This is a genomic window from Mariniflexile maritimum (genome assembly GCF_009746565.1).
GTDB lineage: Bacteria > Bacteroidota > Bacteroidia > Flavobacteriales > Flavobacteriaceae > Mariniflexile > Mariniflexile maritimum.
The window spans coordinates 1-13,503 of sequence record NZ_WRPN01000014.1 but is presented as its reverse complement, the minus strand read 5'-3'; the positions used below and the strand labels follow the sequence as shown (position 1 = coordinate 13,503).

General features: G+C 33.3%; 11 protein-coding genes and 1 tRNA gene. 10 read left to right on the top strand and 2 right to left on the bottom strand.

Annotated features, from left to right (window positions below; all coding sequences use genetic code 11):
• Positions 1-220 precede the first annotated feature (220 nt).
• Positions 221-1,414: a DegT/DnrJ/EryC1/StrS family aminotransferase gene (locus GQO80_RS14530; protein ID WP_157209091.1), complete on the bottom strand. Its 1,194-nt coding sequence runs from the start codon at positions 1,412-1,414 to the stop codon at positions 221-223.
• 74 nt (positions 1,415-1,488) lie between these two features.
• A complete protein-coding gene (locus GQO80_RS14525) occupies positions 1,489-2,118 on the bottom strand; it encodes an NAD(P)H-dependent oxidoreductase (protein ID WP_157209090.1) in 630 nt (209 codons plus the stop codon).
• A gap of 190 nt (positions 2,119-2,308) precedes the next feature.
• Between GQO80_RS14525 and GQO80_RS14520 the strand changes: the two genes are divergently transcribed.
• From GQO80_RS14520 to GQO80_RS14475, 10 genes are all read left to right on the top strand, one after another.
• Positions 2,309-2,393 (top strand) — tRNA-Ser (locus GQO80_RS14520).
• A 273-nt stretch (positions 2,394-2,666) separates the two neighbouring features.
• Entirely contained in the window at positions 2,667-3,893 is a 1,227-nt protein-coding gene (locus tag GQO80_RS14515; protein WP_157209089.1) for a site-specific integrase, read from the top strand.
• Positions 3,894-4,156: 263 nt separating this feature from the next.
• Positions 4,157-4,753, top strand: coding sequence for a TetR/AcrR family transcriptional regulator (locus tag GQO80_RS14510; RefSeq protein ID WP_157209088.1), 597 nt, complete (start codon positions 4,157-4,159; stop codon positions 4,751-4,753).
• 3 nt (positions 4,754-4,756) lie between these two features.
• Positions 4,757-6,097, top strand: a complete 1,341-nt coding sequence (locus GQO80_RS14505) for a TolC family protein (RefSeq protein WP_157209087.1) — start codon at positions 4,757-4,759, stop codon at positions 6,095-6,097.
• Between the two features lie 5 nt (positions 6,098-6,102).
• Entirely contained in the window at positions 6,103-7,170 is a 1,068-nt protein-coding gene (locus GQO80_RS14500) for an efflux RND transporter periplasmic adaptor subunit (protein WP_157209086.1), read from the top strand.
• Positions 7,171-7,248: 78 nt separating this feature from the next.
• Positions 7,249-10,422 (top strand): efflux RND transporter permease subunit, encoded by a 3,174-nt coding sequence (locus GQO80_RS14495; protein ID WP_157209085.1) that lies wholly within the window; start codon positions 7,249-7,251, stop codon positions 10,420-10,422.
• 272 nt (positions 10,423-10,694) lie between these two features.
• Complete coding sequence (locus tag GQO80_RS14490) at positions 10,695-11,618, top strand: oxidoreductase (RefSeq protein ID WP_157209084.1); 924 nt, start codon at positions 10,695-10,697, stop codon at positions 11,616-11,618.
• Between the two features lies 1 nt (position 11,619).
• The gene (locus tag GQO80_RS14485) at positions 11,620-11,988 is read left to right on the top strand and encodes a DoxX family protein (RefSeq protein WP_051604491.1); all 369 of its coding nucleotides are present in this window, start codon (positions 11,620-11,622) and stop codon (positions 11,986-11,988) included.
• A 76-nt stretch (positions 11,989-12,064) separates the two neighbouring features.
• Entirely contained in the window at positions 12,065-12,982 is a 918-nt protein-coding gene (locus tag GQO80_RS14480; RefSeq protein ID WP_026726497.1) for a helix-turn-helix domain-containing protein, read from the top strand.
• A 7-nt stretch (positions 12,983-12,989) separates the two neighbouring features.
• Positions 12,990-13,439, top strand: coding sequence for a hypothetical protein (locus tag GQO80_RS14475; protein ID WP_157209083.1), 450 nt, complete (start codon positions 12,990-12,992; stop codon positions 13,437-13,439).
• Positions 13,440-13,503 lie beyond the last annotated feature (64 nt).

Below are 13,503 nucleotides of genomic sequence, written 5' to 3'. Positions count from 1 at the left end.
AATTACAATTACTTCTATTGAACGGTATTTTTGCTATTAACAATTCAAAAAGGAACTATTTCAAACATACCCTTTTATTAAAAAAAGGAACCATGCCTTAAATTAAATAATGGAGTCCTGCGTAAGGCATTTCCAATAATTTAAAATTAGAAAATAAATTACTAATAATCAAATGTTTATGCTTTAATTTTATCTGTATTAAAATTACGTGAAGTAAATACTATAAAATACTTTTAATAATTTCAACCATTTTAAGGGCGCGTGCTTGCACCTGCTCTTCAGTCCACGATAATTTTATTAAACACGACAGATTTCTGGATACATAATGATCGGATTGGGAAAAATCGTTCGTTTGAAGGTATTTTAAGCCCTCTTTCACTTCATTGGGAACAGGAAACAACGACTTTAGTTCTTTTAAATGTGCCCATTTACGAACGTAGTGCCAATTATTGTTGTAATAATGAAAACAGCCATCAATGCCTTGTTGGCTAAATTGTTCCGAAACTTTTGTGGTAATTTCCAAACTTGGCAGGAAGAAATTTAAAAAGCTGAAATTTTCTATACCCCCTTCTGGCACCGTTCTAAAGGTAACCTCAGGAATTTGGGCCAATGCTTCGCGAAGCATACTATAATTTTTCTTTTGAATACTTAAAAACTCGGGCAACCGCTTTATCTGTGCCAACCCAACCGCCGCATGAAGTTCGGAAATCCGGAAGTTATACCCTAAAAAAGGATGCGATTCGGCACCCCTATCGGTGCCAGTATGGTCATGCCCGTGGTCGCTGTAATGGTCGGCATTGGTGTAGTATTGTTTGTTGTTGGTAATAACCGCGCCACCTTCGCCACAGGTTATGGTTTTTACAAAATCGAACGAAAAGCACCCCAACTGGCCTATACTACCTAGCGGCTTGCCTTTGTAAGTTGCGCCTATGGCTTGACATGCATCCTCTATAAGCAGTAAATCGTGTTTTTTGGATATTATTTGGAGCGCATCCATGTTGGCCATACTGCCGCACATCTGTACCACCATAATTGCTTTCGTTTTTGGTGTTACAGCCTTTTCAACCGCTTTTGGACATAGGGTTAGGGTGTCATCAATATCCACCAAAACAGGAATAGCGCCCAGCATCATAACGGCTTCAAAGCTGGCTACAAAAGTAAAGGTTGGTAAAATAACCTCGTCGCCAGCGCCAATACCTGCTGCTGCCAAGGCAACCGAAATGGCAGCTGTTCCGCTTGATACCAATTGTGCATGGTTTACTTGAAAGGTGTTTTGTAGCTCTTTTTCAAGCTCTTTAGCTTTCCAATGGCCGTTGCGCATACCGTCAAAACCGTAGCGCATCAGCACACCGTTTTCAAGCACATCGGTTACTTCTTTTTTTTCTAAATTTCCAAATAATTCAAATCCTGGCATAGCGTGTATTTTTAATTTGATGTTTTAGGTTACCTGTTTTAAATTAGGCATTGAGGCGTTGTTGGAACTGTTTTTTACAGTTCTATAATGGTTTCTTCAATTGGTTTTCTCACTTTAGCGAAATCTGCAAATATATCGGTTTCCGAGCGATATCCAACGGGGAGGAGCAGTACCGATTTCAATCCTATTTTGTTAAGTTCGAGGGTGCTGTCGATAGCATCGGGTATAAATCCTTCCATGGGGCAAGAGTCGATACGTTCTATGGCGCAAACGGTCATTAAGTTGCCTAAGGCGATGTAGGCTTGGTTTTTGGACCATTCGAGACGTTGGGCAACAGACTTTGTACGCATGGTTTTAATGAGGTCGTCCCTGTAGGGTTTTAAGATGGTTTCGGAGGTGCTTCTTTTTTGTTTGATATGGTCGTAATAGGTTATCACATCGGTGTCCAGAATATCTTCCTGAACGCATATTATAAGCAAATGGGAAGCTTCCAAGACTTGTTTTTGGTTGTAGGCATGAAGGACCAAAGGAGCTCTTAAGCTCTGGTTTTCGATAACGACCAATTTGATGGTTTGCAGGCCAAAAGACGTTGCGGTTAGGTTGAAAGCCTGTTTAAGAATATCTATTTTTTCGGGAGCAAGCTTTTTTGTTGGATCAAACTTTTTGGTGGCGTAGCGCCATTTTAGATGTTCAATAATTTGCATAATGCCTTTTTAATTTTGGCAAAAATACGCTTTGGAACGGTTATTTTCGATGAAATGGTACATAAAAAATACTGAAAGTAAAAACTGAGGGATTTATTTTTAAAAAATCATGTTTTTTATTTGAAAAGAAAGAAAAAGGACATTATATTTGCACCCGCATTCAGGGAATACCTAACAAGACCAACATACTGGAGAAATGGCAGAGTGGTCGATTGCGGCAGTCTTGAAAACTGTTGAGGGTAATACCTCCGGGGGTTCGAATCCCTCTTTCTCCGCTGAAAAAATCCTAAACGGTAGCAAAACCCTGTAAATCTTATGATTTACAGGGTTTTTTCTTTTGCAGACATTCCAAATTATTCATTCAATCTTATTTAAATCGAGATAAAATCGAGACCCTAGAAAATTCAAAAATTAGGGTCTCGCTAAATTACCTCAACACCTACAAACATTGGGTTCAACGACTGGTTCAATAGCTTGTTCAGTCAGTAAACATCTTGTTTGATTTCAATTAGGAATTTAAATTGAGTAATAATTAATTGGTCACCACAATGAAAACAAAAATCACACTTCACTTTTATGCCAAAAGCACAAAAGCCAATGCAAATGGACTACTTCCAATTTATGTAAGACTAACAGTTGACGGGAAGCGACTTGAATTCAGTACCAAAAAGTTTGTAGAAAAATCAAAATGGTCAAGCGAATTAGCTAAAATGAAAGGTACAACAGATGAAGCTCGTTCAATCAATAGTTACCTTGATTTAATGAAATCAAAAGTATTAGATGCACAAATGGAACTGCTTCATCGAAACGAGACCCTATCTATAGAAAATTTCAAAAATAAGTTACTTGGTACTGAAGAACGTCAAAGAATGCTCGTTCCTATCTTCCAAGACCACAACAACAAAATAAAAGAATTAGTTGGTAAAGAATATGCTTCGGGTACATTAGAGCGTTATACGACATCACTCAAGCATACCATTGAATTTATGCAATGGAAATACAATATTTCAGATATCGATATTACAAAGATTGATCATGCTTTTATCTCCGATTACGAGTTTTGGCTAAGAAGTGTTAGAAACTGTGCTAATAACACGGCGGTTAAATACATCAAGAACTTCAATAAGATTATCAAGATATGTTTGGCTAATGATTGGCTCGATAAAAACCCATTTGCTAACTATAAATCAAAAGTAAAAGAAGTGGAACGAGTTTATTTATCCGAAGAAGAAGTTCAAGCTATAATTGAAAAAGAATTTAAAACAGAAAGACTATCCTTAGTTCGCGATATCTTCCTTTTTAGCTGCTTTACTGGTTTAGCTTACATAGATGTCAAAAACTTAACAAAGTCGCATATCAGCTTTGGTATTGATGGAGAGCAATGGATATTCACTCATAGACAAAAAACCGAAAGTGCTTCTAAAATTCCAATACTACCAATGACCCAAATGATAATCGATAAATATGAAAACCATCCACAAAGTAATAATCAAGATAAATTACTCCCCATTTTATCCAATCAAAAAATGAATGCCTATTTAAAAGAAATAGCAGCTGTTTGCGAAATTGAAAAAGAACTAACCTTCCATATTGCCCGACATACTTTCGCAACAACTGTAACTCTCACTAATGGTGTTCCTATTGAAAGTGTGAGTAAAATGCTTGGGCATAAAAATTTGAGAACTACCCAACACTATGCAAAAGTATTAGATAGAAAAGTAAGTGAGGATATGAAGATTTTGAAAGGTAAATTATCCTTAACTAAAATTTCTTAGAGAATTACCTCCACTTTTTCTATTTAAAATAGATTATAGTATTGATAATTAAAACAAACATATTTTCATGATTAATAACCTTTTAATCAGTATATTTTCAAAACCTAAATGATCTATAAAACTTTAAGATTACTATAAAACAAGCCATAATACTTAATTAAATCTTTCATTATTAAATCTTTAAATGTTATTTATTTCATAAAAACTTGGAAACTATTTTAGTTTCAGAGTTTCTTGTCTATATTTGTCAAAAAATAATACGGATGAAAGAACAAATTATAAGTAAATCAAAAGATATGTTTTTGAAGTTAGGTTTCAAAAGTGTAACAATGGATGATATTGCAAGTGAAATGGGAATATCTAAAAAAACTATTTATAAATATTTTAGTAACAAAGATGATCTGATAGAAAACACTATAGAACTGGCTCATAAAGAAGTACAAGAAATTATAGCTATAATTGATGAACAAGGTTTTAATGCTATAGAAGATAATTTTGAAATGAAAAGAATGTTCAGAGAAATGTTTAAAGGAGCGGATACCTCACTACTTTATCAACTCAAAAAACATTATCCTGATATCTATGAAAAAGTAAACATAGTACAAATTGATATTTTATCAGTTTGTTTTCGAAAAAACATCATTAAAGGAATCAAAGAAGGCTTATATAGAGAGGATGTAGCTATTGATGACTATGTGAAATTTTATCAGATTTTAATTTTTAATATAAATGAAACCATCATACTAGAAAAAGACTCTCATATTCTAGAGCATAAAGCATTAGAATATCACATTAGAGCTATGGCAACATTAGCTGGAATTATTGAATTAGAAAAACACCTTAAAAACCCAATTATATAAACAATGAAGAAGACAATCCTCATAACATTATTAACTTTTACACTGTCGGTAAGTGCGCAAGAAGTGGCACCACTAACATTAAAAGATGCTATCACTTTTGCCCTTGAAAACAAAGCAGAAGCTAAGAAAGCAAAATTAGAAGTAGAAAATAGCGAGTATAAAATTCAAGAAGTTCGTTCAAGAGCTTTACCGCAAATTTCGGCTAATGGAAGCATGACATACAATCCTATTCTTCAATTAAATGCTTTACCTGGCGATTTTTTTGGAGCACCAGGAACTACTATTTTAGCACCACTTGGACAAGAATGGAACTCAATTGCAGGCGTTTCACTTTCCCAAACTTTATTTGATCAATCTGTTTTTACAGGTTTGAAAGCAGCGAAATCTACTAGAGAATTTTATCAAGTAAATGCCCAATTAACCGAAGAACAAGTTATTGAACGTGTTGCAAATGCGTATTATCAAGTGTATGTGCAGCAACAAAAACTTATTGTGATTGATAATAACTTAAAAAATACAAACAAAGTAAAAGACATCATCAAAGGTCAATATGATAATGGTTTGGCTAAAAAAATTGATTTTGATAGAATTACGGTTCGTGTAAATAATATCAATTCACAACGTCAACAAATTTTAAATGCGATTTCGCTTCAAGAAAATGCTTTAAAATTTTATATGGGAATGCCAATGGAAAACAAAATCATCATTCCTAATACTGCTTTCGAAGTTACACCACAAGATTTATCATCAATAGCTGATGTTACGGGGAGAACCGAATATTTGTTACTAAAAAAACAAGAACAATTACTAACGTACCAAAAAAAGGCAGTTCAGGCAGCCTATTATCCGACACTTTCATTAAGCGGAAGTTACAACTATATCGGTCAAGGTCCAGAAATGCCATTATTTGCAAAACCATTAGATGGCGTTTATTGGTCAGATTTTGCTTCTATTGGATTGAGTTTAAGAGTTCCACTATTTACTGGATTTGGAACAAGAGCAAAAGTAAGACAAGCTAACAACTCTTTAAGTTCTTTAAAAGTTGACCTTGATGACACAAAATTAGCACTGGATTTAGCTTTTGATAATGCAAAAAAACAACTTGAAAACAGTTTGATAACCATCGACAATCAAAAAGAAAACGCTCAACTTGCTCAAGAAGTTTTTGATAATACCAATAACAATTACACGCAAGGTTTAGCTGCATTAACCGATTTATTAGATGCTGAAAACGCAATGGTTGAAGCACAAAACAATTATACTAATGCTATTTTAGAATACAAATTAGCAGAAATTCAATTCATAAAATCAAAAGGCGAACTTAAAACACTAACCAATAAATAATTAAAATGAAAAAGACAATAATAACCATAGTAATCATTTTAGCTTCATTAGGTTTAATTGGATTTATATTAACTAAAAACAAAGCAGAGAACGAAGCAAAAATAGCAATTGTTGCCGAAAAAAACGTGTCAGTTTCTGTAAAAATTGATACTGTAAAAACAGAGGAAGTTTCATTAGATTTCGTATCAAACGGAAACTTTGAACCTATTCAAGAATTAATCTTCAAAGCTGAAAAATCTGGAAAAGTAACCCAAGTTTTGGTTAAAGAAGGTGATTATGTAACTGTAGGACAAACGCTTGCTATTGTAAGAAGTGATGTAATAAATGTAAATGCACAAAACGCAAATGCAGTATATCAAAATGCTGTTGCAGATTATACTAGATTTGAAAATGCTTTTAAAACTGGTGGTGTAACCAAACAACAATTAGACCAAGCAAGATTAGCAATGGTAAATGCAAAAGCAAATTTAACTCAAGCAAACATTAATGTTGACGACACTAAAATTAAAGCACCAATCAGTGGTTTTATCAACAAAAGATTCATTGAACCAGGTTCGATATTGACAGGAATGCCATCTACCGATTTATTCGAAATTGTAAATGTTTCTAAATTAAAATTAAACGTAACGGTTAATGAAAATCAAGTTGCAAGTTTAAAAGTAGGAAGCGTAATTAAAGTAGGTTCAAATGTGATTCCTGATAAAGAATTTTCTGGAAAAATTACTTTTATTGCTCCAAAAGCAGATGCAAGTTTAAACTTCCCAGTTGAAATTGAAATCACAAACAATACTTCAAACGACTTAAAAGCGGGTATGTATGGAACAGCAAAATTTGCTTCAAACCAACAAAAACAAATGTTGAAAATTGTACCAAGAAATGCATTTGTTGGAAGTGTTAGCAGCAACGAAATTTTTGTAGTTGAAAACGGAACAGCAAAACTTAAAAAAGTAACAGCAGGTAGAATTTTAGGAGACAAAGTAGAAATCTTAGACGGATTATCTAACGGAGAAATTGTAATTATAACCGGACAAATCAACTTACAAGATGGAAGCAATGTTGAAGTTATTAAATAAGTCTTAAAGCCGAAAGTCTTAAAGTCATAAAGAAACCGCTTAAAGCCTAAAGCTTAAAGCCTAAAGCAAATAAAAAAAATGAAATTAGCAGAAATATCGATCAAACGTCCGTCGTTAGTAATTGTATTGTTTACAATTCTAACACTTGGTGGACTATTCAGTTATAGCAATTTAGGTTACGAATTGATTCCTAAATTTGAAACCAACGTAATTACGGTTTCTACCGTATATCCTGGTGCTTCGCCAAGTGAAATTGAAAATACGGTTACCAAAAAAGTGGAAGATGCGATTGCATCTTTGGAAAACATCAAAAAAATTGATTCGAAATCATACGAAAGTTTGTCAATCGTTTCAATTACGTTAACATCTAATGCTGATGTTGATATTTCAATGAACGATGCGCAACGAAAAATCAACGCTATTTTAGGTGATTTACCTGATGACGCTGATCCACCTGCACTGACAAAATTCTCATTAAGCGATATGCCTATTATGACATTGGGAGCAAATGGAAAAATGGACGAAGCTGCTTTTTACGATTTAATTGACAAAAAAATATCGCCAGTTTTATCACGTGTTGAAGGCGTTGCGCAAGTAAATATCATTGGCGGTCAAGAACGAGAAATTCAAGTAAATCTTGATGCAACTAAAATGCAGGGTTACGGGTTATCTGTTCCACAAGTTCAGCAAATGATTTTAGCATCAAACTTAGATTTCCCTACTGGAAATATTCAAACCCGCGATCAAAAAATATTAATCCGTTTAGCTGGAAAATATAAAAATGTAGACGAATTAAGAAATTTGGTAGTGTCATCACAAAGCGGAATTCAAATTCGTTTAAAAGATATAGCCGATGTTCAAGACACTCAAAAACTAGCTGAGAAAATTGCTCGTGTTGACCAAAAAAGTGCTATCATCTTGCAAATTATCAAACAGTCTGATGCAAATGCTGTTGCGGTAAGTGAAAAAGTAATGAGTACTATTAATCAACTTGAAACCGAATATAAAGTAAACGATTTAAAATTAGCCGTTGCCAAAGACAGTACTATTTTTACACTTGAAGCTGCCGATTCAGTAATTCACGATTTATTAATTGCGGTTATTTTGGTGGCATTAGTAATGCTTTTCTTCTTACATAGTATTAGAAACTCATTAATCGTAATGGTATCGATTCCAGCTTCGTTAATTGCAACTTTTATTGGAATTTCACTTTTAGGTTATACCTTAAACTTAATGAGTTTATTAGGACTTTCGTTGGTTGTAGGTATTTTGGTGGATGACGCCATTGTTGTACTCGAAAATATATACAGGCATATGGAAATGGGTAAAAGCCGTATTCGTGCCGCATATGACGGAACAGCCGAAATTGGTGGAACAGTAACTTCAATTACATTGGTAATCGTAGTAGTATTCTTGCCTATTGCTATGAGTACTGGTTTGGTTTCTAACATTATTACCCAATTCTGTATGACGGTTGTAATTTCAACTCTATTATCATTATTGGCTTCGTTTACAATTATTCCTTGGTTGTCATCTCGTTTTGGAAAATTGGAAAAAATTGAAGGAAAAAATCTTTTCGGAAGAATCATCCTTGGATTTGAAAACTATTTAACTCGTTTTACTAACTGGATTTCAGGTTTATTAACTTGGTGTTTAGATCATTATAAAACTACTTTAGCTATTGTTTCATTTATCTTTTTTGCTTCAATTGCTTTAATTCCTGCAGGATTTATTGGTGGTGAATTCTTCGCTTCTTCTGATAGTGGTGAGTTTTTAGTTCAAATTGAAATGCCAAAAGAGGCCTCATTAGAACAAACCAACTTGATGACTCAAAAAGCGGAAGCTTTCTTAAAAAATCAAAAAGATGTTTTAACACAATTTACAACCGTAGGTCAAACCAGCGAAGGTATGGGAGCATCACAAGCTACAGCCTACAAAGCAGAGATTGATGTGAAGATGGTAGATAAAAGCGAACGTGAAGATGAAGCCAAAGTGTATGCTGCAAAAGTAAAACGTGAACTTCAAAAAATATTAATTGGAGCTAAAGTAAAAACCGTTCCAGTAGGTATTATTGGTACTGCTGAAAACGCTTCATTGGCGTTAGTGGTTTTAGGTCCAAATGTAGAAAGTGCAATGAAGTTTGCAAAAATGGCTGAAGCTGAATTACGTCAAATTCCAGGTACAAATGAAATTAAATTAACTGTTGAAGATGGTAATCCAGAAATTAATGTTCAAGTTGATAGAGATAAAATGTCTTCTTTAGGATTAACACTTCAAACTGTTGGTATGACTATGCAAACGGCTTATAGTGGAAATACTGATGGTAAATTTAGAGCTGGAGAATATGAATATGATATTAACATTAAGTATAACGAATTCGACAGAAAAAATATTAATGATGTAAGTAACTTAATCTTTGTAAACAATGCTGGTCAACAAATTAAATTAAGTCAGTTTGCAACTATTACCGAAGGTTCAGGACCAAGCCAGTTAGAACGTAGAGATAAATCGGCTTCGGTTACGGTTCAAGGACAAAATATTGGGGTACCATCAGGAACAATTGTACAACAATGGCAAGAACGATTAGATAAATTAGAAAAACCTGTAGGTGTAAGTTACATTTGGGGTGGTGACCAAGAAAACCAAAGTGAAGGTTTTGGTACATTAGGAGTTGCATTGTTAGCAGCTATTATATTAGTGTATTTGGTTATGGTTGGTTTATATGACAGCTTTGCGCACCCGTTTGTGGTATTATTCGCCGTTCCTTTATCGTTTATTGGTGCCTTGTTAGCCTTGGCTTTAACTAATAATTCATTGAACATCTTTACCATTTTGGGTATTATTATGCTTATTGGTCTAGTGTGTAAAAATGCGATTATGTTGGTGGATTATACAAACCAGCGTAGAGCAGCTGGTGAAAGCATCCGAACTGCATTAATTCAAGCTAATCACGCTCGTCTTCGTCCTATCTTGATGACAACTATTGCGATGGTATTCGGTATGTTACCAATTGCTTTGGCTTCTGGTGCTGGTGCTGAATGGAAAAACGGTTTGGCTTGGGTAATTATTGGTGGATTAATCTCATCGTTATTCTTAACTTTAATTGTTGTTCCTGCAATATATGAAGCAATGGAAAAATTAATCTCTAAATTCTCTAAAGAAGAAAAAGTAGATTATGAAGCTGAAATGGTTGCCGATTATGTTCATCAGGAACTGAGTGAAGACGGATTTAATCCAAAACATATTCAATAAGGCGCTCAAAATTAAACTAACGAGGAGTATTTTTATATTGCTCGTTAGTTTCAATTTATTATTATTTATATAACTGCTCTTTAGTTACCTTCTCTATTATTTGAAACTAAACAAAACCTTCATTTTTTTTAGTTTTTAGGATGATTAAACTTTAAAATTCATTTTAATTACAACTAAAGTCAAGTGTTTTAAACACAATATTCCTTGATTAAGCTAATTATAAAATTTGAAAACAACTCAATTTTACACTCTAATTAAAAATATTTAATAATATGGAAAATGTAAATTGGACAACAAACAACATTCCTTCGCAGCAAGGAAAAACATTCTTAATCACAGGTGCAAACAGTGGACTTGGTTTTGAAGCAACAAAAGTGTTGAGTAAAAAAGGGGCTCACATTATCATGACCGCTCGAAACTTGCAGAAAGGGAATGAAGCTTTAGAAGCTATCAAGAAAGAAAATCCAAATGCAAAATTAGACTTAATGCAATTGGACTTGGCTGACTTTTATTCAATCCGAAATTTTTCAAATGAATTTCATTCCAAGTATTCAAAACTTGATGTTTTGGTAAATAATACTGGTGTGATGAATCCACCCAAAAGAGAAGTAACAAAACAGCATTTTCAAGTTCAATTTGGCACTAATCATTTAGGGCATTTCTTACTTACAGGCTTGCTTTTGGATATACTTAAAAACACACCAAATTCAAGAGTTTCGGTTCAAAGCAGCATCGTTCATAAAACAGAAAGTATGAAGCCTGATATTCACTTTGATGATTTGAACTTTGAAAAATCATATAACAGAGACCAAGCTTATGCCCAAAGCAAATTGGCTAACTTGCTTTTTGCTTATGAATTAGACAGACGTTTGAAAACCAACAATATCAATACTATTGTAACTGTGGCACATCCAGGTTATACAAAAACAAACCTACAAGCAAATTCAGGGTTTTTAATGTCTGTTATATTAAATAATATTCTTGCCCAAAATGTCAAAATTGGAACACTGCCCATTTTACGAGCAGCCACAGACGAGAATGTAAAAGGTTCTGAGTATTTTGGACCAACCAAAATGATGGAATTGAAAGGATACCCTAAATTGGTAAAGTCAAGTGATAAATCTTATGACAAAGATTTAGCAAAAAAATTATGGAAAGTGTCTGAAAAATTAACGAACCTTACATATGAATTTTAATATGAAAACAATAAAAATCGTATTACTCTACCTGTTAGTAACTTTCTTTCTTTTTATGGGGTCAATGCACTTTATACAACCTGAGCAGTATTTTGCAATGATGCCTTCTTGGTTGCCAGCTCAAAAAACTTTAATCATTATTAGTGGCATTGTGGAAATTTTTTTAGCAGTGCTGTTGATACCAATTAAAACAAGAGCAATTGCTGCAAAGTTGATAATTGCAAAGTTGATAGTATTTTTATTTGCAATTCACATTCCTGAAGGCATAGGCTACTACAAAACAGGTAATGAGAAGTTTGTGGCAAGCATCATAAGACTACCTATTCAGTTTCTGTTTATTGCGTGGGCTTGGATATTTGCGAAAAAGTAATCTACTATAATAGTAACCTTAAAAGTCAACAATGTAAGTTCAAAACAAGTGTTGTTGATTGTTATTAATTTGACCAATGGCAAAAATTGTAAATCATTTCGCTATCAATTCCATTTCAGAGCTGCATCGCTTAATGGGATTACCTAAACCACTTCATCCGTTAATCAGTTTGATTAATATGGGTGATGTAGAATCATCTGAAAAAACAGAAGAACTACATTTTCTGCTTCATTTTTATGGCGTTTCCCTGAAAAAAAATGTAAGTGGTAAATTAAAATACGGACAGAACTACTATGACTTTGATGAAGGTGTATTGGCAATGACAGCACCAAAACAAATTTTATCAGTAAGCAGCGAAGATAAATACAAAGTCTTAGGATATTGGTTAGTTTTTCATGCTGACTTTATTTTAAATTATCCATTAGGAAAAGTTATAAAAAACTACGGCTTTTTTTCTTATGCAGTAAACGAAGCCCTACATCTTTCAGAAAAAGAAGAAAAAATGCTCGAAGGAATATTTAATAATATAGAGCAAGAATATCAGACATCAATAGATCAGTTTAGTCAAGATGTAATGGTTTCGCATCTTGAATTATTGTTGAATTATTGTAATCGTTTTTACAACAGACAATTTCTAACGAGAAAAAAAGCAGGAAATGACTTATTGAGCAAAATGGAAGAATTGCTTGATGACTATTTTAAAAAAGATAAACATATAGAATTAGGACTTCCAACAGTTCAATATTTTGCAGAAAAAATGAACGTTTCTTCCAATTATTTAAGTGATATGTTGAGAACACTCACAGGACAAAGTACACAACAGCATATTCACAACAAATTAATAGAAAAGGCAAAAGAAACATTAGTAACAACTAACTTATCTGTAAGTGAGATTGCGTATCAGCTAGGCTTTGAGCATCCGCAATCGTTTAGTAAATTATTTAAAAATAAAACCAAGGTAACACCCAAAGATTTCAGATCGACTTTTAATTAAATATAGTATGTTAAAACTTCAATTCACATTCATAGCATTAATTAGTGCTTCTATACTTTTGGCTCAAAATAATGACTCCATTTTAAAAGCTACCTTTAGTAAAAAAATTAAAGGAGAATTTCCTAAAACAAGAATGTTTAACCTCGAATACAATCTACAAGGACCAACGGCATTCACTTCAAAACTATTTGATGAGAACTTTAGTAAAGGTACAATTGATAGTCAGCGAGAAGTAAATTTTATTTCAAACATTCCATTATACAAAAACAAAAAATGGACATATACAGGCTCACTGAACTACAGGTTTAATGAGTTTGTTTTCTCTGATGTCGAAAATGTATCTAGTTCTACTAATTATACAAGTAACAAATATGAACATTTTCACACCTTCGCTATAGTGGATAGGGCGGGCAAAGTGAACCACTTGCAGCGGATGAAAGTGAGCATAGCTAAGTAAGCGCTCAAAATCGATTCATTTGTGGTTAAATTTAGTATTTATTTTTCAATTTTTTACGCATGGA

Excerpts from the sequence above, each read along its gene's own strand:
- GQO80_RS14510 (WP_157209088.1), top strand. The coding sequence starts at position 4,157 with ATGAAAGAACAAATTATAAGTAAATCAAAAGATATGTTTTTGAAGTTA.
- GQO80_RS14485 (WP_051604491.1), top strand. The coding sequence starts at position 11,620 with ATGAAAACAATAAAAATCGTATTACTCTACCTGTTAGTAACTTTCTTT.
- GQO80_RS14475 (WP_157209083.1), top strand. The coding sequence starts at position 12,990 with ATGTTAAAACTTCAATTCACATTCATAGCATTAATTAGTGCTTCTATA.
- GQO80_RS14515 (WP_157209089.1), top strand. The coding sequence starts at position 2,667 with ATGAAAACAAAAATCACACTTCACTTTTATGCCAAAAGCACAAAAGCC.
- GQO80_RS14500 (WP_157209086.1), top strand. The coding sequence starts at position 6,103 with ATGAAAAAGACAATAATAACCATAGTAATCATTTTAGCTTCATTAGGT.
- GQO80_RS14490 (WP_157209084.1), top strand. The coding sequence starts at position 10,695 with ATGGAAAATGTAAATTGGACAACAAACAACATTCCTTCGCAGCAAGGA.
- GQO80_RS14505 (WP_157209087.1), top strand. The coding sequence starts at position 4,757 with ATGAAGAAGACAATCCTCATAACATTATTAACTTTTACACTGTCGGTA.
- GQO80_RS14480 (WP_026726497.1), top strand. The coding sequence starts at position 12,065 with ATGGCAAAAATTGTAAATCATTTCGCTATCAATTCCATTTCAGAGCTG.
- GQO80_RS14495 (WP_157209085.1), top strand. The coding sequence starts at position 7,249 with ATGAAATTAGCAGAAATATCGATCAAACGTCCGTCGTTAGTAATTGTA.
- GQO80_RS14525 (WP_157209090.1), bottom strand. The coding sequence starts at position 2,118 with ATGCAAATTATTGAACATCTAAAATGGCGCTACGCCACCAAAAAGTTT.
- GQO80_RS14530 (WP_157209091.1), bottom strand. The coding sequence starts at position 1,414 with ATGCCAGGATTTGAATTATTTGGAAATTTAGAAAAAAAAGAAGTAACC.